14 protein-coding genes and 1 tRNA gene are annotated in these 18,564 nt (G+C 66.3%); 3 read left to right on the top strand and 12 right to left on the bottom strand.

Annotated elements, in window-relative coordinates:
• Positions 1 to 11: 11 nt before the first annotated feature.
• Positions 12 to 1,388, bottom strand: a complete 1,377-nt coding sequence (gene radA / locus BW38_RS12195) for a DNA repair protein RadA (RefSeq protein WP_025873829.1) — start codon at positions 1,386 to 1,388, stop codon at positions 12 to 14.
• Between the two features lie 148 nt (positions 1,389 to 1,536).
• Between radA and BW38_RS12200 the strand changes: the two genes are divergently transcribed.
• Positions 1,537 to 3,594 carry a bifunctional diguanylate cyclase/phosphodiesterase gene (locus BW38_RS12200; RefSeq protein ID WP_032975990.1) on the top strand — a complete coding sequence of 686 codons (2,058 nt, stop codon included), beginning with the start codon at positions 1,537 to 1,539 and terminating at the stop codon, positions 3,592 to 3,594.
• A gap of 322 nt (positions 3,595 to 3,916) precedes the next feature.
• Here BW38_RS12200 and cyoD read toward each other — a convergent pair whose 3' ends face one another.
• From cyoD to cyoA, 4 genes are read right to left on the bottom strand one after another with little or no spacing between them, the layout of a single operon-like run.
• The gene (gene cyoD, locus BW38_RS12205) at positions 3,917 to 4,258 is read right to left on the bottom strand and encodes a cytochrome o ubiquinol oxidase subunit IV (RefSeq protein WP_025873831.1); all 342 of its coding nucleotides are present in this window, start codon (positions 4,256 to 4,258) and stop codon (positions 3,917 to 3,919) included.
• Entirely contained in the window at positions 4,258 to 4,896 is a 639-nt protein-coding gene (gene cyoC / locus BW38_RS12210) for a cytochrome o ubiquinol oxidase subunit III (protein ID WP_025873832.1), read from the bottom strand. Before cyoC ends, cyoD begins: the two co-directional genes overlap by 1 nt.
• Positions 4,893 to 6,890 carry a cytochrome o ubiquinol oxidase subunit I gene (gene cyoB, locus BW38_RS12215; RefSeq protein WP_025873833.1) on the bottom strand — a complete coding sequence of 666 codons (1,998 nt, stop codon included), beginning with the start codon at positions 6,888 to 6,890 and terminating at the stop codon, positions 4,893 to 4,895. The genes cyoC and cyoB overlap by 4 nt, the downstream gene beginning before the upstream one ends.
• A gap of 2 nt (positions 6,891 to 6,892) precedes the next feature.
• Positions 6,893 to 7,936 (bottom strand): ubiquinol oxidase subunit II, encoded by a 1,044-nt coding sequence (cyoA, locus tag BW38_RS12220; protein WP_025873834.1) that lies wholly within the window; start codon positions 7,934 to 7,936, stop codon positions 6,893 to 6,895.
• Positions 7,937 to 8,274: 338 nt separating this feature from the next.
• On the opposite strand from cyoA, the gene BW38_RS12225 reads away from it, so the two are divergent.
• Both BW38_RS12225 and BW38_RS12230 read left to right on the top strand, forming a co-directional pair.
• On the top strand, positions 8,275 to 8,703 hold the full coding sequence (locus tag BW38_RS12225) for a VOC family protein (RefSeq protein WP_032975989.1): 429 nt from the start codon (positions 8,275 to 8,277) through the stop codon (positions 8,701 to 8,703).
• Positions 8,700 to 9,332: a GyrI-like domain-containing protein gene (locus BW38_RS12230; protein ID WP_032975988.1), complete on the top strand. Its 633-nt coding sequence runs from the start codon at positions 8,700 to 8,702 to the stop codon at positions 9,330 to 9,332. Before BW38_RS12225 ends, BW38_RS12230 begins: the two co-directional genes overlap by 4 nt.
• A 23-nt stretch (positions 9,333 to 9,355) precedes the next feature.
• Here the strand turns inward: BW38_RS12230 and BW38_RS12235 are convergent, their stop codons facing one another.
• The 7 genes from BW38_RS12235 to BW38_RS12260 form a co-directional block, all read right to left on the bottom strand.
• Positions 9,356 to 11,374 (bottom strand): energy transducer TonB, encoded by a 2,019-nt coding sequence (locus BW38_RS12235; protein WP_032975987.1) that lies wholly within the window; start codon positions 11,372 to 11,374, stop codon positions 9,356 to 9,358.
• Complete coding sequence (locus BW38_RS21935) at positions 11,371 to 12,756, bottom strand: hypothetical protein (RefSeq protein WP_051584969.1); 1,386 nt, start codon at positions 12,754 to 12,756, stop codon at positions 11,371 to 11,373. The genes BW38_RS12235 and BW38_RS21935 overlap by 4 nt, the downstream gene beginning before the upstream one ends.
• Before the next feature lie 4 nt (positions 12,757 to 12,760).
• On the bottom strand, positions 12,761 to 13,516 hold the full coding sequence (locus tag BW38_RS12240) for a PP2C family serine/threonine-protein phosphatase (protein WP_032975985.1): 756 nt from the start codon (positions 13,514 to 13,516) through the stop codon (positions 12,761 to 12,763).
• Between the two features lie 2 nt (positions 13,517 to 13,518).
• Entirely contained in the window at positions 13,519 to 14,199 is a 681-nt protein-coding gene (locus BW38_RS12245) for a VWA domain-containing protein (RefSeq protein ID WP_051584968.1), read from the bottom strand.
• Positions 14,200 to 14,347: 148 nt separating this feature from the next.
• Positions 14,348 to 14,423, bottom strand: a tRNA-Thr gene (locus BW38_RS12250).
• 84 nt (positions 14,424 to 14,507) lie between these two features.
• Positions 14,508 to 15,512, bottom strand: a complete 1,005-nt coding sequence (locus tag BW38_RS12255) for a 2-hydroxyacid dehydrogenase (protein WP_032976066.1) — start codon at positions 15,510 to 15,512, stop codon at positions 14,508 to 14,510.
• A 97-nt stretch (positions 15,513 to 15,609) separates the two neighbouring features.
• On the bottom strand, positions 15,610 to 18,498 hold the full coding sequence (locus BW38_RS12260; RefSeq protein ID WP_032975983.1) for an autotransporter outer membrane beta-barrel domain-containing protein: 2,889 nt from the start codon (positions 18,496 to 18,498) through the stop codon (positions 15,610 to 15,612).
• Positions 18,499 to 18,564: the final 66 nt, after the last annotated feature.

Here is an 18,564-nt window from a genome sequence, read left to right as displayed (position 1 = left end):
CCCGACCCCGGTCACGCCGCGTCGATGGCCTCGGACAGGCGTTCGACCGCGATCACTTCCATGCCCTTCACCGAGCCGCCCTTGGGGGCATTGGCCTTGGGCACGATGGCGCGCTTGAAACCGTGGGTCGCCGCCTCCCGCAGGCGGTCCTCGCCGTTGGGCACCGGCCGGATTTCACCGGACAGGCCGACTTCGCCGAACGCGATGGTCTTCTCGGCCAGCGGACGGTCCTGCAGCGAGGACAGCACCGCCAGCAGCACCGGCAGGTCGGCGGCGGTCTCCTGCACGCGGATGCCGCCGACCACGTTGACGAACACGTCCTGGTCGCCGACCAGCACGCCGCCATGCCGATGCAGCACCGCCAGCAGCATGGCCAGGCGGTTCTGCTCCAGCCCCACCGCCACGCGGCGCGGATTGGACAGCGGCGAGGCGTCGACCAGCGCCTGCACTTCCACCAGCAGCGGCCGGGTGCCCTCGCGGGTAACCATCACGCAGCTGCCCGGCTGGTGCGTGCTGGCACCGGAAAGGAAGATCGCCGACGGATTGGAGACCTCCTTCAGGCCCTTGTCGCCCATCGCGAACACGCCCAGCTCATTGACCGCACCAAAGCGGTTCTTGAACGCGCGCAGCAGGCGGAAGCGGCTGCCGCTCTCGCCTTCGAAATACAGCACGGCATCGACCATGTGCTCCAGCACGCGCGGGCCGGCGATGCCGCCTTCCTTGGTCACATGGCCGACCAGGAACACGGCGGTTCCGGTTTCCTTGGCGAAGCGCACCAGCCGTGCGGCACTCTCGCGCACCTGGCTGACCGAACCGGGCGCGGCGGTCAGCGTCTCGGTCCAGAGCGTCTGTACCGAGTCGGCCACGATCAGCCGCGGCCCACTCTTGGTGGCGTGTTGCAGGATGGATTCGACACCGGTCTCGGCCAGCGCGTTGACGCCCTCCAGCGGCAGCTCCAGCCGATGCGCGCGGCCGGCGACCTGGGCCAGTGATTCTTCGCCGGTGACGTAGAGCACCGGCAGGACCGCAGCCATCTTCGCCACCGCCTGCAGCAGCAGGGTGGATTTGCCGATGCCCGGATCACCACCGACCAGCACCACCGCGCCCTCGACCAGGCCGCCGCCGAGCACGCGATCGAATTCACCGATGCCGGTGCTGACCCGGTTGTGTTCGGTCTGCGCCACGTCCTTCAGTGCGGTGATCTTCGGCGGGTCGATCTTGCCCGCCCAGCCGGCACGGCGCGAGGCGGGCGCCTTGGCCGCCGCAGCGCTCTCAAGGACGATTTCCGACAGCGAGTTCCAGGCATTGCACTCGGTGCACTGGCCTTGCCACTTGCTGTATTCGGCGCCGCATTCATTGCAGACATACGCGGTGCGGGCTTTGGCCATCGGAGATTTCCTGCAGGGGCAACGAGCGTGGCAGGATAGCCGAGCCGGGTCGCAGCTGCTGCGACCACTCAAGTCCCACCCGTCGGTGCCGATAGCGGTGGCGGGCGTGCGCCTTGCGGGCGCCCCTCCCTCCTCCTCTGGATTCAACATGACTGGTAGTTACAGTCAGAGCCTGGTCGCCATCTCGTTGCTGGTGGCCATGCTGGCATCGTATACCGCGCTGGATATGGCCGGCCGCCTGGCCACGGCCCAGGGCCGGGTCGCCCGCTGGTGGCTGGCCGGCGGTGCCGCCGCGATGGGCCTGGGCATCTGGTCGATGCACTTCATCGCGATGCTGGCCTTCAAGCTGCCGGTTCCGGTCGGTTACGACCTGGCGATCACCCTGTATTCGCTGGCGGTGTCGATCGGCGCGTCGGCCTATGCGCTGTGGCTGGTGTCGCGCCCCAGCCTGCCGTTGCAGCGGCTGGCCGCGGGTGCGGTGCTGATGGGACTGGGTATCGCCGCCATGCACTACCTGGGCATGGCGGCCATGCGCATGCAGCCCGGTATCGATTACCACCCCGGCTGGTTTGCCGCGTCGATCGCAGTGGCCATCGCTGCCGCCGGTGCAGCGCTGTGGATTGCCTTCCGGCTGCGCGTGGAACAGCGCAACACGGTGCGCCTGCGGATGCTGGCGTCGCTGGTGATGGGCCTGGCCATCGTCGGCATGCACTACACCGGCATGGCCGCCGCGCGCTTCCCGCCAGGCAGCGTCTGCGGCGCCATAGGCAGCGGCGGCATCGATCCCCGCTGGCTGGCAGTGCTGGTGATCGTGACCACCCTGGCCACGCTCGGCATCGCCCTGGTGGCCTCGCTGTTCGACCGCCAGATGCGCGTGCGCACCGGCCTGCTGGCCGATTCCCTGGCACACGCCAACGACAAGCTGATCCAGGCCGCACTGCACGACCCGCTGACCCAGCTGCCGAACCGCATGCTGCTGCAGGATCGCATCGAGCAGGCCATCGAGAAGGCGCAACGCCGCCAGCAGTCGGTGGCGGTGATGTTCTGCGACCTGGATGGCTTCAAGGCCGTCAACGATGCCTATGGCCACCAGCTGGGTGACCGCCTGCTGGTCGCAGTGGCCCAGCGCCTGGGCGCGCAGCTGCGCCCGCAGGACACCCTCGCCCGCCTCGGCGGCGACGAGTTCGTGATCGTGCTGGCCATCGATACGCCTGATGATGCGGTGGTGGTCGCCGAGCGGGTGATCGCCGCGGCAGGTGAACCGTTCGTGCTGGACGCGGCCGAGCTGCAGGTCACCGCCAGCCTGGGCATTGCCCTGTATCCGGACGATGCCAGCGACGAACGCGAGTTGATGGCACATGCCGATGCGGCGATGTACCACACCAAGGAAACCGGCCGCAACGGCTACACCTTCTTCATTCCCTCGATGCAGCTCAGTGCCAACCGCCAGCTGCGGCTGCTGCAGGACCTGCGCAAGGCGATCGCGCGCAACGAGCTGCTGCTGCACTACCAGCCGAAATTCCCGGCGGCCGATGCACCGGCCACCGGCGCCGAGGCGCTGCTGCGCTGGCAGCACCCGGAACTGGGCCTGCTGGCGCCGGACGTGTTCATTCCCATCGCCGAGCGCAGCGGCCTGATCCTGCCGATCGGCGACTGGGTGCTGGACCAGGCGTGCGCGCAGCTGCGGGCCTGGCATGACGGCGGACACAGCCATTGGACGATGGCGGTGAACCTGTCGCCGCTGCAATTCGCCTCACCGGCCCTGCTGGAGAGCGTGCGTTCAGTCCTGCAGCGGCACCGCATCGACCCGGCGCGGCTGACCCTGGAGATCACCGAAACCACGGCGATGAAGGATGTCGAGGCCAGCCTGGCGATCCTCAACGACCTGACCGCGATGGGCGTGCACATCGCCATCGATGATTTCGGTACCGGCTATTCCAGCCTGCTGTACCTCAAGCGCATGCCGGCCACCGAGCTGAAGATCGACCGGGCGTTCGTGCATGACCTTGAACGCAATGACGAAGATTCCGCCATCGTGTCCTCGATCATCGCGCTGGGCCGTACCCTGCAGCTGCAGGTGGTGGCCGAGGGCGTGGAGACCCAGGCCCAGCGCGACTACCTGAGCGAGCTGGGCTGCGACCAGCTGCAGGGTTACCACCTGGGGCGGCCGATGGAGGCCGAGGAATTCCTGCGCAAGGTGGGTTGAGAGGCAACCGCATCCACGCATGGCGTGGATCTACTGCATCCTCCGGGTGCATTGAACGGCAACCGCATCCACGCATGGCGTGGATCTACTGCATCCTCCGGGTGCATTGAACGGCAACTGCATCCACGCATGGCGTGGATCTACTGCATACCCCGGATGCATTGAACGGCAACTGCATCCACGCATGGCGTGGATCTACTGTGCGGGGACTTCGCGGTGACGGGTAGATCCACGCCATGCGTGGATGCGTTCCCCGCGATCGCGCAACAAACAGAAAGGCCGCCCGGGGGCGGCCTTTCTGCGTGGCAATGTCGCGAAGACGTCAGTGCATCATGTGCACGTTCATGTTGTGCATGACCCACAGGGTACCGACCACGATGATGCCGATCACCACCACGGTGAAGGCCGCAGCGTTGACGTTCCAGCGGCTCTCCGACGAGCGGTCCAGGTGCAGGAAGAACACCAGGTGGACCAGCATCTGCAGCACCGCGGTGATGGCGATTACCACACCGTTGACGGTGCGCGAGAAATCACCCGACATCACCATGTAGAACGGGATGACGGTCAGCACCACCGCCAGCACGAAGCCGATCAGGTACGACTTCACGGTGCCGTGGCTTTCGCCGCCGGCGGCGTGGTCGTGTGCATGGTTGTCATGTGCCATTACAGCGCTCCATTGAGGTAGACGACGGAGAACACGCCGATCCAGATCAGGTCCAGGAAGTGCCAGAACAGGCTCAGGCACGCCATGCGGGTCTTGTTGGTCGGGGTCAGGCCGTACTTCTTCAGCTGCACGAACATCACCAGCAGCCACAGCAGGCCGGCGCTGACGTGCAGGCCGTGGGTACCGACCAGGGCGAAGAACGCCGACAGGAACGCACTGCGGTCCGGACCGTAGCCCTGATGGATCAGGTGCTGGAATTCATAGACTTCCATGCACATGAAGCCGAAGCCCAGCAGCCAGGTGATGCCCAGCCACAGGAACATCTGGCCGACCTGCTTGCGGTGCATGGAGATCATGCCCAGGCCGAAAGTCAGCGACGAGGTCAGCAGCAGCGCGGTTTCCCACGCCACGAACGGCAGCTCGAACAGGTCCTTCGCGCCGGGGCCGCCATCAGTGCCGCCGGCCAGCACCACGTAGGTGGCAAACAGCGAGGCGAAGATGAGGCAGTCGCTCATCAGGTACACCCAGAAACCGAAGACGGTGTTGCCGCCGGTGTCGTGGTGCTCGTGGTCGTCATGGCCATGGGCCGCCGCGTGTGCGGCGTGCCCGTGGCTCAGGGTCGAGGTATTGGTGCTCATGCCTTCAGCTCCGACTTCACCAGGCCCTGGGCTTCCAGGTGCTTGCGGTGTTCGTTCTCGATGCGTTCCACCTCGGCAGCCGGGACCCAGTAGTCCACGTCCTGGTCGAAGGTGCGGTAGATGAACGTGGCGATCATGCCGACGAAGCCGATGATGGCCAGCCACCAGATGTGCCAGATCATCGCAAAGCCGAACACCAGGCTGAAGGCGCCGATGACAACGCCGGTGCCGGTGTTGCGCGGCATGTGGATGTCGGTGTACTTGGCCGGCTTCGGCCAGGCTTCACCACGCTGCTTGCGCTCCCAGAAATCGTCCAGCTCGGTGACTTCCGGCAGGGTGCCGAAGTTGTAGAAGGCCGGCGGCGAAGAGGTTTCCCACTCCAGCGTACGGGCATCCCACGGGTCGCCGGTCAGGTCGGCGGTCTTCTTGCGGTCGCGGATCGACACGGCCACCTGGATGATCTGGCACAGGATGCCGGCACCCACGATGAAGGCGCCCACAGCGGCCACCAGCAGGAACGGCTCGTAGGCCGGGTTGACGGTGCTCTGCAGACGACGGGTCATGCCCATGAAGCCCAGCACGTACATCGGCATGAAGGTCACATAGAAGCCGATGAACCAGCACCAGAACGCGCACTTGCCCCAGAACTCGTTGAGGCGGAAGCCGAACATCTTCGGCCACCAGTAGGTGATGCCGGCGAACATGCCGAACACCACGCCGCCGATGATGACGTTGTGGAAGTGGGCGATCAGGAACAGGCTGTTGTGCAGCACGAAGTCGATGGCCGGGATCGCCAGCATCACGCCGGTCATGCCGCCGATGGTGAAGGTGACCATGAAGCCGATGGTCCACAGCACGGGCGTGGTGAACTGCACGCGACCGCGGAACATGGTGAACAACCAGTTGAAGATCTTCACGCCGGTGGGGATGGAGATGATCATCGTCGTGATGCCGAAGAAGGCATTGACGTTGGCACCCGAGCCCATGGTGAAGAAGTGGTGCAGCCACACGATGAACGACAGCACGCCGATGCAGGCGGTGGCGTAGACCATGCCCTTGTAGCCGAACAGGGCCTTGCGCGAGAAGGTCGCGATGACCTCGGAGAACACGCCGAAGGCCGGCAGCACCAGGATATAGACTTCCGGGTGGCCCCAGATCCAGATCAGGTTGATGTACAGCATGGCGTTGCCGCCACCGTCATTGGTGAAGAAGTGCGTACCCAGGTAACGGTCCAGGGTCAGCAGCACCAGGGTGATGGTCAGCACCGGGAAGGCGGCGACGATCAGCACGTTGGTCACCAGAGCGGTCCAGGTGAAGACCGGCATCTGCATGAGCTTCATGCTCGGGGTGCGCATCTTGAGGATGGTGATGAAGAAGTTGATACCACTCAACGTGGTACCCAGACCCGCCACCTGTAGTCCCCATATGTAGTAGTCCATACCTACATTGTTGCTGTACTCGATGCCCGACAGTGGCGGGAAGGCCAGCCAGCCGGTGGCGGCGAATTCACCGATCCACAGCGACAGCATGATCAGCACCGCACCGGACACGAACAGCCAGAAGCTGAGCGAGTTGACGAACGGGAACGCGACGTCGCGCGCACCGATCTGCAGCGGCACGGCCAGGTTCATCAGGCCGGTGATCAGCGGCATCGCCACGAAGAAGATCATGATCACGCCGTGGGCGGTGAAGATCTGGTCGTAGTGGTGCGGCGGCAGGTAACCCTCGGAACCGCCAACGGCGATGGCCTGCTGGGTACGCATCATGATCGCGTCGGAGAAACCGCGCAGCAGCATGACGAAGGCGACGATGATGTACATCACGCCGATCTTCTTGTGATCCACCGAGGTGAACCACTCCTTCCACAGATAGCCCCACAGCTTGAACTTGGTGATCAGGGCCATCACGCCCAAGCCACCCAGCACCGCACCGACCAGAGTGGTCAGCACGATTGGATCGTGGGGGATCGACTCAAGAGAGAGTTTTCCCAACATGTTCATTCTCCCGAACCCATGTGGCCTTCATGGCCAGCGTGTTCGTGTTCTTCGGTGGCATCCAGGTTCTTCCCGGATTCCTTGGCATCATGCGCGTCGCTCGGGGCGTGCCCCTCGTGCGCTTCATGGCTGGACGCATCGGCAGCAGCCGCACCCGCATGGGAATGCTTCATGCCGTAGTGCTTGTTGTCGCCCATGTGCTTGGCGATGACCCAGTCGAACAGGTTGTCTTCAACCTTGCCGAAGTAGGTGACCGGGTACCACTCGGAATTCTTCGCTTCACCCAGCGCCTTGAACGAGGCCTTGTCCAGGCTCTGCTCGCCGGCACGGACCTGGTCCAGCCACTGGCGGTACTGCGCATCGGTGACCGAGTAGGCAGTGAAATGCATCTTGGCGAAGCCTGCACCGCTGTAGTGCGAGGACATGCCCGGGAATTCACCGGTCTCGTTGGCGATCAGGTGGAGCTTGGTCTCCATCGCCGCCATCGAATAGATCATGCTGCCCAGGTGCGGGATGAAGAACGCATTCATCACCGTATCGGAGGTGATCTCGAAGTTCAGCGGGGTGTTGACCGGGAACTTGATCTCGTTGACGACCGCGACCTTCTCTTCCGGATAGATGAACAGCCACTTCCAGTCCAGCGAGATCGCCTGGATGGTGACCGGCTTGACGTCCGATTCCAGGGGCTTGTACGGATCCAGCGCGTGCGAGGACCGCCAGGTCAGCACCGCCAGGACCAGCACGATCATGCAGGGGATCGACCAAACCACCACCTCGATCGCCGTCGAGTGGGACCACTTCGGCTCGTAGCGGGCCTTGGTGTTGGAGGCGCGATACTTCCACGCGAAGGTCAGGGTCATGATGATGACCGGGATGACGACCAGCAGCATGAGCACGGTGGCCGTGATCAGCAGTGTCTTTTCATCCTGGCCGATCTGGCCCTTCGGACTGAGGATGGCCACGGCATCGCAGCCGGTGAGCATCACCAGCAATGCGAGCAGCAGGCCCGGGCGCAACCAGCGCCCAAGGGTTTTCAACGGAATCATCGGTCGATCCAATTGCGAGGGAATGCCGTTCCCCGTCCTGCCCGCACCGGCCAAAGCCGGGCCCACCCGTCCAGAAGACAGGCAGGTGAGGTGGGGTCGAGTCAGCCTTTCAATTTTAGGCCGTCACCCACCATTTAAGAAAGGCATTGACAATGATCAGGCGCAGGAAAGGCCCGGATCTGGATGCGACACGTTGTCGCACCGCGCCATTGCGGCAGGCAGAACGCGCGGGGACGGCAGCGTAGCATCGGCCACGAGGGCGACGAGGCCCCTCGTTCGGCAAAGTCGACTGAACAGGTTCAGCAAGTTGTGACTCCCCTTTCTTCGAGGAACCCGGCATGGACAGACCCTTCAGCGTTGAACGCATCGACCACCTGGTGCTGAGGGTGCGCGATCTGGCCCGCAGCGAAGCCTTCTATGGCCAGGTGCTGGGCTGCGCGGTGGTGCGGCGGCGCGAGCACCTGGGCCTGGTGCACCTGCGCGCGGGTGCATCGATGATCGACCTGATCAGCCTGGACGGCACGCTCGGTCGCCACGGCGGCAGCGGACCGGGCAGCGAAGGGCGCAATGTCGACCACCTGTGCCTGCGCGTGCACCCCTTCGACGAAGCCGCGCTGGTCGCCCACCTGGCCGCCCACGGCGTACCGGTACCGGGGCCGGCCGAAGTCAACTTCGGTGCCGAGGGCGACGGATTGTCGTTGTACTTCAAGGATCCGGACGGCAACACGGTGGAGCTGAAGGGGCCTGCCAACGGAGCCGCGCAATGACCCGGTCCGCCACCACGCCGGCGAAGATCGACTTCAAGACGCAGGACAAGGCGCTGTACCGGCCACCGGTCGGCTCGTTCGTGCGGATCGAGGTGCCGCCGATGTCCTTCGTGATGGTCGATGGCCAGGGTGATCCGAACCAGGCGCCGGCCTATCGCGATGCGGTGGAGTGGCTGTACTCGGTCAGCTACGCACTGAAGTTCGCGATGAAGGCCGAAGGACGGGACTACGTGGTGCCGCCGCTGGAGGGACTGTGGTGGGCCGACGACCCGTCCAGCTTCGTGGCACGGCGCAAGCACGCGTGGCGCTGGACGATGATGATCCGCACACCGCTGGACGTCGACGTTCCGCGTTTCAGCGAAGCGGTTGCCAAGGCATCGGACAAGCGTGGTACCGCGCCGCAGAGCCTGCGCCTGGCGCTTTACGAGGAAGGCCTGTGCCTGCAGACGCTGCATGTAGGCGCCTACGATGACGAGGGCCCGACGCTGGCCGAACTGCATGAACGGATCATGCCGGCACAGGGGCTGACCTTCGCCGGGCCGCATCATGAGATCTACCTGGGCGACCCACGCAAGGTAGAGCCTGCTCGCCTGAAAACGGTGCTGCGGCAACCGGTACGGGCGCGGTGACGGCCGCGTCCCGGGCTGATCCGTCAGCCGCCCTGGAACTGCACCGGGAGACGCAGGGTTATCTGCTTGACCGTGGTCACCGGCCGCCGGGGGGTGACGTGCCATTGCAGTGCAGCCTCACGGGCGGCGCGATCCAGCGCAGGATGTCCGCTGCTGCGGTCCACGGTCACATCGAGCACGCGTCCCTCAGCTGACATGGTGATCAGCAGCTCGACGCTGCCTTCCAGCACCGTCTCCCCGTCACCACGCGGATAACGCGGGGGATGACGGCGCGTCATCGCCGCCAACTGCGCGCCCAACGCCTGCTCGGGGTCCAGCTGCGGCGGCGGCGGGTCCATGGCCGTCGGCGCTGGTGCGTCCACGGTCACCGCTGGCGGCGTGGCGGCGACAGGCGCTTTGAACACGACCGTCACCTGCCTGCGCTCGCCGCCTGTGGGCACCTTCGACGCGCTGAGCCAGGTGCGTGCGCCCCGGCGCGCGGCCTCATCCAGCTGGGCGCTGCCACTGCTGCCTTCCACCAGCACCGCCGTAACCACGCCGGTCTGCCAGACATCCACCTGCAGGGTCACCATGGTGTCGGCCTCCACAGGTGCGCGCAGCGGGATGCCATGGCGCAGGTCCTTGAAGCCGGCGGCGGGCAGGTCGACCAGCACCTGCCCATACTCTGCTGGTGGCGACGACGGCGGCAGAGAGGGTGACGTACGCAACGCCAGGCCCTTGCGATCGACCAGCATCCCCGCTGGCGGCATCGCGCGTTGCGCCTGCCTGGCGGTGTCCGCTTTCGGGACCGCCGGCGGCGAAGGCTCCGACACCGCCGGGCCAGCGGGGTCTGCGGCGGTGTCGGCGGCGTCCGGCGCATTGCCTTTGCCTGCCTTCGCCTGCCGATCGTCATCGCCCAGCAGCAGTGTCGCGCGCGCCGTCAGGATCTCCATGCGGTCTTCGGACGCACTGGCCAGCAGCGTCGAGAGCATGAACACGTCGCTGCCAAGCAGCAGCGTGTTCACGTCGAACCGGGCGGGATCGGACGAAGCGTTCTTGTCACTGCGGTCGATCAGTCCGGCAATCACCAGCGCGCCCAGCGCCAGCTCTTCGTCCGTGTCGACCATCGTCGAAGCGTAGGCATTCCACAGACGCTCCTCCAGCGGTGCATAGGCAAACAACACCTCCTGCGTGCCGTGGATGCGCCACAGGCGCTCTTCCAGTGCCGCGTCGCCCTCACGGTCGAACGGCTTGCGGGGCGACCACCGTGAGCGGATCGCCAGCTCCTGCAGATCCGTCGCCAGCAGGCGCATCGCAACCGAGGTGCTCGATGGCGAGAGCTTCCACATCTGCTGCAGCAGCTCGACCTGCTTCAGCTCCAGCTCGCGCGCTTCCTCTGCCGTCAGCCGGTCCACCATCGCGCCCGCATCGCTGGCCAGCCCCGCCGTCCTTTGCGTGCGGCGGCCGGACCGGGCGGCAAGGGTCTCGATGGTCTCGTTGTACGCCGCGCGCAGGCGCTCGTACTCGGTGCGGTCTTCGCGCAGCACGGGGCCATTGCGCGCCCACAGATCCAGCTCCTGCATCAGCGCCTGCGTACGCGGCAGATCGCCACGGGCGGCAGTGCGCGCGGTTTCGTGCACCTTGTTGAGCATTTCCCGCTCGAAATGACCGCGCGAGTACCAGCGCGGAACCGTAGTGCGATCCTCGCCGACCAGTACCGAGCTCGGCCCCTGTTGACCGCTTCCTGCGCCCGTAGCGCCATTCCCGGAAATGCCGGTGACGATAAAGACGACGAAAGAGAGGAAGCCGAACATCACCGACGCGATCAGATAGTCCACGGCCCGGTCCTGCACCGCTACGCGCAGGAATGACAGCACCGACACCGCTCCGCCGATCAGCAGCGCAGCACGCAACGCCGCCCTGCCATCACTCAACACGCCGCTCGACAGCACTCGTCCGAGCCAGCCGATCGAGCTGTAGACCAGCACGCCGAGGTCGCCCCAGAACGGCGCCATCCCGATCAGCGCCAGCAACAGCACGGCCAGTACACCCAGCAGCTTCATGGGCGCTTGCTCATGATCAGCATCGGCACGAACAGGATGAACAGCAGGATCGCGATCGCCAGCATGGCCATCTGCACGGCCAGCCCCACGCCATCCCAGATGCCCGGGTCCACCAGCGCGCTGTAGCGGCGGTAGGCCGGCATGCCCCAGCCCATCACCCAGCCCAGCAGCAGCGTGCCGATCACCGCCATCGTCACCCGCGACATCACGCCGGGAACGCCGCTGGCCGCCGACGCCTGCGCGGCGACCGGCTGCGCCTGGGCGACGCGCGCGGCGGTGCGTGCACGCTGCTTGCGGGCCTTGTTCGGCTTCTGCCGCGTGCGGGTCTGCGCCGCGCGTGCGCTGCCGGCCAGCAGTTCGGCGCGGGCGCAGGCGGCACAGGGCATGCCGACAAAATGCTGGTGGGCCGCATCCTTGCCGCACGCCACCAGCTGACCGGCGTTGCGCCGTGCGTAGTCCAGCAGCAGCGTGGCCCATTCCTGCGCCGAAGGCCTCCGCCGCGCCTGCGCCGAGAACGCACGATCAAACATGTCGCGCAGCGCCGGCGGAAACATCTCATGGCCGCTGACCGGCGAGGGCAGCATCCGCGGATGCGGCTTGCCACGCGCGTAGGGGTACAGGTTGGCGGCGATGCGTGCCGGCAGGTCACTGGGCACCGTCGCCCCCTGCGGCCGGCCCGCATACGGATGCAGGCCGGAATTGAGCAGCTGGAACACCATCACCGCCAGCGCGAAGCGATCCTGCGCCTCCTCCTGCCCCGGCTTCACCCCCGGCTGCTGGAACTCGGACGCCAGATAGTCGGTGGTGACCTGGCCGGCCGGAAAGCGCTCGCCCTTGCCCTGGATGCTGAAACCATCGCAATCGAGCATCGCGATGAACAAGGTGCTGCGATAGAACCGCACGTTCAGCGGCTTGAGGTCGACCACATAGTGCTGCCGCCGGTGCAGCGCGGCCAGCATCACCGCCAGGTTGGCGGCCAGGGTCATCTTCGCGCCCAATCCGGTAGGCAGCCCCTCGGCGCGCGCCTGCCGCTCCTGCAGCACATGTTCCAGATCGCTGGTGGCCGACAGATCCAGGATCGGCATGGTGAAGCCGATGAAACGCCCACTGCGATCCCGCAGCAGGGTCATCGGCCAGGCAATCTGTACCTGGTCGGCCCCCTGCCCTTCCATCGGCGGCAGGTCCGGCTGCAGCTCCAGCATCGCCTGCAGCTTGCGCTCGTAGACGCGCGCGTCCTTGTCCGAATGGTAGAGCTTGGCCACTTCGCGCGGCCGCTCCTTGAGGGTGAACACGCTGCCCGCACCGCCACTCTTGAGCAGCCGCTCCAGGGTGAGCGGCCTGCGCTGCGCGTCGTAGACCTTTTCGCCGCTGCGCCCGGGCATGTGCTCAGGCCGGCAGCGCGACCAGCAACGTCTTGTCGTCGCCGGTGATCTGATCGGTGCGCGGGTCGGCCAGCGTCGCGTGCAACGCCTGGCTGCCGTGGGTCTCGTCCACGCCGGCCAGATAACGGATCACCGGTGCGATGAACGGTTGGAACAGGCTGTCGCCCGCGCGCGACATCGCAAACGGCTGCACGCCGTCGGACATCAGCACCAGCGCATCGATGGTCCCTTCGAAGCGGGTCAACCGCAGCTGCTCGCGCCAGTTGCCGCCGGTCACGAACCAGGTTTCGTTGGCGTACTCGCCATTGGCAGGCAGCGATACCGCATCGGGCGATTCATTGCTGAACGCACACGCGGCCACGCCATCGCCGACATGGAAGAACCAGCCGCCATCGCGCGTAGCGACCGCCCCTACCAGCGTGCAGGCATGGTCGGATAGCTTCAGGCCCTGGCTCAGCGCAAGCATCGCCAGCTGCCCGCGCGCATCGTCGACAGCGGTTTCGATGATGCTGCGCAGCGTGTCCACCGGCAGTGCCAGTGGATCGGCGCCGAGCTGCGCGGACCCGGTAACCGACGCCGCCACGCTGCTGGAAACGTGCCGGGCGCCCACGTCGCTGTGCGATGCGGAGCCTGCGCCATCGCAGACCACCGCGACCAATGTCTGCCCCACCTGCACCGACGCATAGGCGTCCTGGCAGGGCTGCCCGCGGTCCAGATGGGACCGTCCCGTGGCCGATGCGGCCATCACGCGCCAGGCCATGGTCAGACCGGCACTTGTGACCAGCTGTCGGTGGCCGGCAATTGCACCTGGCCACCGGGCGTCGAATTGGAGACCACCCGCATGCTCGCGCTCAGCCACAGGAACAGTTCCTTGAACTGCAGGCCCTGCAGGCGCTTCACGCCGCGCTCGCCATTGCGGCTGAACTGACCCAGCACGCTCATGTCAGCATTGCCGACAGCGATCGGGAACACCGCCACCTTGTTCTGCTGCTCGGCCTCGCGGCACTGCTCGGCCACCGCTTCCCAGGCGTCCGTGGGCTGGCCATCGGACATCAGGAACAGCCACGGCCGGGTGTAGGCAACGCCGGCCTGGCGGAAGCGCGCCTTCTCGTCTTCAATCTCCTGCAGCGCCACTTCCACGGCCGCACCGGTCGGCGTGGTGCCATTGGCCGACAACGTGGGCGCGGTGAAATCCATCGCATCGCACCAGTCACCGCTGATGGCCGCGTTGTCCATGCCGCCGTACTCGACCAGCAGCACGCGCACACGCTTGGCCGCGATCACATCGGCTTTCAGCTCCTGCTCCAGCAGCTTCAGGCCCGCGTTCAACTGCTCGATGGGGCCACCACTCATGCTGCCGGAACAGTCCAGCACCAGGATCAGCGGCGTGCGCTGCTCACTGTTGTCGACCAGCGAAACATCGGGGATTGCAGCAATGGACATGATGGGAAGCCTCCGTGCGGGTGAACCAGTGCAGGTGATCTGCGCGGCCGATTATAGGCAGAGCTGAAGGGCCCAGGGGCGAGGGCCGACGGAGAACCGTGCCGCCCAAACAAAAAGCCCCGGCCAAGGCCGGGGCTTTTGCTGAAACTGGTGCCGGAAATAGGAATCGAACCTACGACCTACGCATTACGAATGCGCCGCTCTACCAACTGAGCTATTCCGGCGAAGCTAGCGATTTTACGGTCGCCCTGCCCCTGCGGTCAATCCGGTCGTGACGATTGCCGTCAAACGCCCACCCGCCCGGCCCCTCAACCCGCCGCTACCCGGTTGCCGCACTCCCGCCCCGCCGCGAAATCGGCCAAGTTGCCCAGCGTGATCGCCGAGATCTCCTGCAGCGCCTCCACGGTGAAGAAGCCCTGGTGGCCGGTCACCAGCACGTTGGGGAAGGTCATCAGGCGCTGGAACGCCTCATCGTCGATGATCTCGCCGGACAGGTCCTGGAAGAACAGCGCGCTTTCCTGCTCGTAGACGTCGATGGCCAGGTGGCCCAGCCGGCGCGACTTCAGCGCGCGGATCACCGCTTGGGTATCGACCAGGCCGCCACGCGAGGTGTTGACCAGCATCGCGCCGGGCTTCATCCGCGCCAGCGAGGCGTCGTCGATCAGGTGCTGGGTATCCGGGGTCAACGGGCAATGCAGCGAGACAATGTCCGAGCGCGAGAGCAGCTCGTCCAGTTCAACCTTCGCGCCGATTTCGGCGAAAGCCCGCGAAGGATACGGATCGTGCCCCAGCACGGTGCAGCCCATGCCGCGGAAGATGCGCGCGGTGGCCAACCCGATCTTGCCAGTACCGACGATGCCCACGGTCTTGCCATGCAGGGTGCGGCCGAGCAGGCCATCGAGCATGAAGTTGCCCTCACGCACGCGGTTGTAGGCGCGATGGGTGTGCCGGTTGAGGGTCATCACCAGCGCCAGTGCGTGCTCGGCCACCGCTTCCGGCGAGTAGGCCGGCACGCGGGCGACGAACAGGCCGAGCGCATTCGCGCTGGCCAAGTCCACATTGTTGAAGCCGGCACAGCGCAGCAGCACCGCGCGTACGCCCAGTGCATGCAGGGTCTGCAGCACCGGTGCATCGAGCCTGTCGTTGACGAACACGCAGACGGCGGCGCAGTCCTGTGCCAGCGCGGCGGTGTGCACGTCCAGCGCCGCGTCGAAGTACACGAACTGGAAATCCTGCCCTGCCCCCTCGCGCTGGTTGGCTTCCTCGAGAAAGCGGCGGTCGTAGGGACGGGCACTGAAAACGGCGATCTGCATGGCAAGGTCTGCGCGGAAATCCGCCACGACCATAGCGCACCCGCACCCCGATGGGGATGGCACCGGCGGCGCGACGGCCGCCGGTGCCGGTACTGCCTTAGAACGTATAGCCCAGGCCCAGCATCACGCCGTTCTGCAGCTGGCCGTCGCGGCGCTCGCCCACGTAGTCGACCATCACCGACAGGCGATCGGTGGCGCGGCTGGTCACACCCAGGTTCCAGGCCAGCACCTGCTCGCCCACGGTCTGGCTGCTGGCACCGAACACCAGGTCCGGCGCCGCGGCGAAGCCGGTGCTGTAACGGGCCTGGGTGTCGCCCAGTTCCTTCTGCCAGACAACGCGCGCGCGCGGGGTGATGCGCTCGCCGTTGTTGCCTTCGAAGGTCTTGAACACCTGCAGGCCCGCACCAACGCGGATGCTTTCCAGGCTGTCACCACGCCCCACCAGTGCGCCGGCACCCTGCCCTTCATTGAAACGGGTGGCCGAGGTGCGCGCGTAATCGACCACCGGCAGCAGCGGCTGGATCACTACGCCCTTGGCGGTGGTGAACGAGAAGCCGTGCTCCAGCCGGGCCGAGATCGCATCGTTGTTGTACTTGGCACGCAACGGACCCTGCAGGCCGTCGATGCCATCGATGCTGCGGCGGGTGTCGTGGCGCAGATCGGTATAGCGCACCGAGGCCGACAGGTAGCCACGCGAGTAGGTGGCATCCAGGTAGCCGCCCACATCCAGCGCGCGCACGTCGCCGCTGAAACCGGAACCATCGCGGCCCTTGGTCGACATGTCCGCGGCGGCAACGCTGACGCCCAGCGTCACCCGGTCATCGGCCAGCTGCGTATCGGCACCGAGCACGATGCCGCCGACGGTATGGCTCAGGCCGGCCACGCCGCCCTCGCCATCGATGCGGCCATGGCTGCCGAAGCCCCGGCCCCAGAGGCCGTGGCTGCGCGGCGCTTCGCCGGCGAAGTTGGTGCTGCCACCGCCCGTCCCCGCCGGCTCCACCAGATGCATCGCCAACTGGTTGAACAGGCTGCCATTGGCCATGCCCGGCTGCGCCGACGCCGCCTGCGCGGCCTGTGCGGCCAAACCACCGGCATCACCGCTGCCGCTGCGCCGTGCGGCCTGGTGCTGCTGCACCACGCTGCCGATGCTGCCAACCAGCGCGCTGTCGGCCAGGCGCAGGCTGGCATGGCCATCACCGCGCAGTGCACCGGCCTGCTGGGCGATCACATCGCGGTCAGCGAACTGCAGCGCCCCCAGCAGCGGCTTCAGCCCGGCATCCTGGCGCTGGCCGGCAGTGGCCAGCGCGCGACCGAGTCCATCGTTGCCATTGTTGCCGGTAAGCTGCGCGAGCTGGTCGAAGCCGGGGTTGGCGGTCAGCGACAGGCCCTCGGCGGTCTGGTTGATGTTGAAGCTCAGCAGCGAATTGTGGCGCGGCCGGAACACCTCGCCGTCGGTGATGCTGGCCGTATAGCCGGTGTCACCCAGGCGCACCGCATCGGTGAAACCGCCCTGGTAGATCGGGCCGCTCACCAGCTCACGCTGGTAGTTGCCGGCGTAGAAGCCCTGCGCCACGTTCAGTTCAAGGTGGGCGCCCGGCGAGATGACCAGCGCACCCTCGTTGGCGCCGCTGTCGTAGAAGTCGCCCACACGCAGGCGCCCGGCCTCGGAGCCGCCGGCTTCAGTCACGTCGAACAGCACCTTGCCGCCCGGCATGATGTTGACGTAGCCATGGGTAACCAGGTCACCACCACGCGGCATCAGGGTGCCGTACACGCGCAGGCGGTTGAAGCCATCCTCGCGGTACGACGGGCCGGTGCCATTGAGCAGTGCGCTCGAGTCGGTGGCAACCGAGGCGATGTCGCCGTGGCCGACCACCATGCCGGCCGCCAGTACGCGCAGCTCCGGCGTGCGCAACGCGCCGCCTTCCAGGGCGATGGTGCCGTTCTCCACCAGCATGAAATCGGCGCCGGTGGTTTCGGCGGTGCGCCAGGTGCCGCCCTTGGCGACGCGGATCACGCCAGCCGAATTGCCCAGCGTGGAAGCGTCCAGTTCATCCAGGCGCAGCTGGCCCAGAAGGAGCTGCTGTGTACCCGGATCGTTGAGGTAATCCTGCACCGAAGCCGGGCCGATGCCGTTCGGGCCGGCGCTGGAGCGGTTGTAGATGTTCACCGCATAGTTGATGTACGTGGTGGCGAAGTCGGTATCGTTCCAGCGCGCGAAGTCGTCATCGACGAACGCCTGCAGCTGGCGCGCAGTGCGCAGGTAGCCTGGATTGATGTCGCCGCTGACATTACCGGTGACCGTCAGGGTATCGCCCGGATCGCGGTAACCGGCGGCGGTGATGATGTTGTTGCTGTAGATGTCCTGGCCGGGGAAGGTCTCCAGCCTGCGGCCGCTGCCATCGGGATCGAAGCTGACCGAAGCGCCGGTGGTCCGGGCCGGGTCGCGGAACACCAGCAGGCCGTTGGGCTGCACCACCTCGTACATGGCCTTGTGCAGCAGGCCGGCATCCATGCCGCCGCCGTAGTTGCCGGTGTAGATCTCGGTCATCCGCGGCGACGGCGTGTAGATCACCTTGCCACTGTTGCTGGCAGCGTGGATCTGCACCGAGTCGACCAGCGGCAGGTCGCCGGCCAGGTAACGTTCGACGCCACCGGACTGCATGATCGAGCAGGACGAGATGCAGTGGCCGGACACGATGGTATTCAGGCCGTTGGTGCGGATCACGCCCTGCAGCCACTCACCCGCGATCAGCGCGCCACCATTGGAGGTGCGCAGCACGACTTCGCGGATCGGGCGGCCTTCGGCCTGCGCTTTGGCCAGCAGCGCCGGCAGCGCGACGACGTCGGCGACGGTGACACCGCCACTCAGCACGACGCGATCGCCCTGCACGTGATAATTCATTGCCATGACGTCATCCATCTGGCCCAGGGTCGCGATACCCACCAGGCCTGCCAGGGCGATGCTCAACTTCGAATGCTTCATTGCGTTCTCTCTCTCCGCCCGCACCACGCGGGTCGAAAGCAGAACGCAGCAGCGGGCTCGACGCCC

The sequence above is a fragment of the Stenotrophomonas sp. RIT309 genome, assembly GCF_000632045.1.
Lineage (GTDB): Bacteria > Pseudomonadota > Gammaproteobacteria > Xanthomonadales > Xanthomonadaceae > Stenotrophomonas > Stenotrophomonas indicatrix.
Note: the sequence above shows the minus strand (reverse complement) of the source record. Positions and strands in the feature narration are given on the sequence as shown.

Bases quoted from the DNA above. Each gene is read 5' to 3' on its own strand.
- BW38_RS12235 (WP_032975987.1), bottom strand. From the start codon at position 11,374: ATGAAGCTGCTGGGTGTACTGGCCGTGCTGTTGCTGGCGCTGATCGGG.
- radA (WP_025873829.1), bottom strand. From the start codon at position 1,388: ATGGCCAAAGCCCGCACCGCGTATGTCTGCAATGAATGCGGCGCCGAA.
- BW38_RS12240 (WP_032975985.1), bottom strand. From the start codon at position 13,516: ATGGCCTGGCGCGTGATGGCCGCATCGGCCACGGGACGGTCCCATCTG.
- BW38_RS12225 (WP_032975989.1), top strand. From the start codon at position 8,275: ATGGACAGACCCTTCAGCGTTGAACGCATCGACCACCTGGTGCTGAGG.
- cyoC (WP_025873832.1), bottom strand. From the start codon at position 4,896: ATGAGCACCAATACCTCGACCCTGAGCCACGGGCACGCCGCACACGCG.
- BW38_RS12255 (WP_032976066.1), bottom strand. From the start codon at position 15,512: ATGCAGATCGCCGTTTTCAGTGCCCGTCCCTACGACCGCCGCTTTCTC.
- BW38_RS12260 (WP_032975983.1), bottom strand. From the start codon at position 18,498: ATGAAGCATTCGAAGTTGAGCATCGCCCTGGCAGGCCTGGTGGGTATC.
- BW38_RS12230 (WP_032975988.1), top strand. From the start codon at position 8,700: ATGACCCGGTCCGCCACCACGCCGGCGAAGATCGACTTCAAGACGCAG.
- cyoA (WP_025873834.1), bottom strand. From the start codon at position 7,936: ATGATTCCGTTGAAAACCCTTGGGCGCTGGTTGCGCCCGGGCCTGCTG.
- cyoB (WP_025873833.1), bottom strand. From the start codon at position 6,890: ATGTTGGGAAAACTCTCTCTTGAGTCGATCCCCCACGATCCAATCGTG.
- BW38_RS21935 (WP_051584969.1), bottom strand. From the start codon at position 12,756: ATGCCCGGGCGCAGCGGCGAAAAGGTCTACGACGCGCAGCGCAGGCCG.
- cyoD (WP_025873831.1), bottom strand. From the start codon at position 4,258: ATGGCACATGACAACCATGCACACGACCACGCCGCCGGCGGCGAAAGC.
- BW38_RS12200 (WP_032975990.1), top strand. From the start codon at position 1,537: ATGACTGGTAGTTACAGTCAGAGCCTGGTCGCCATCTCGTTGCTGGTG.
- BW38_RS12245 (WP_051584968.1), bottom strand. From the start codon at position 14,199: ATGTCCATTGCTGCAATCCCCGATGTTTCGCTGGTCGACAACAGTGAG.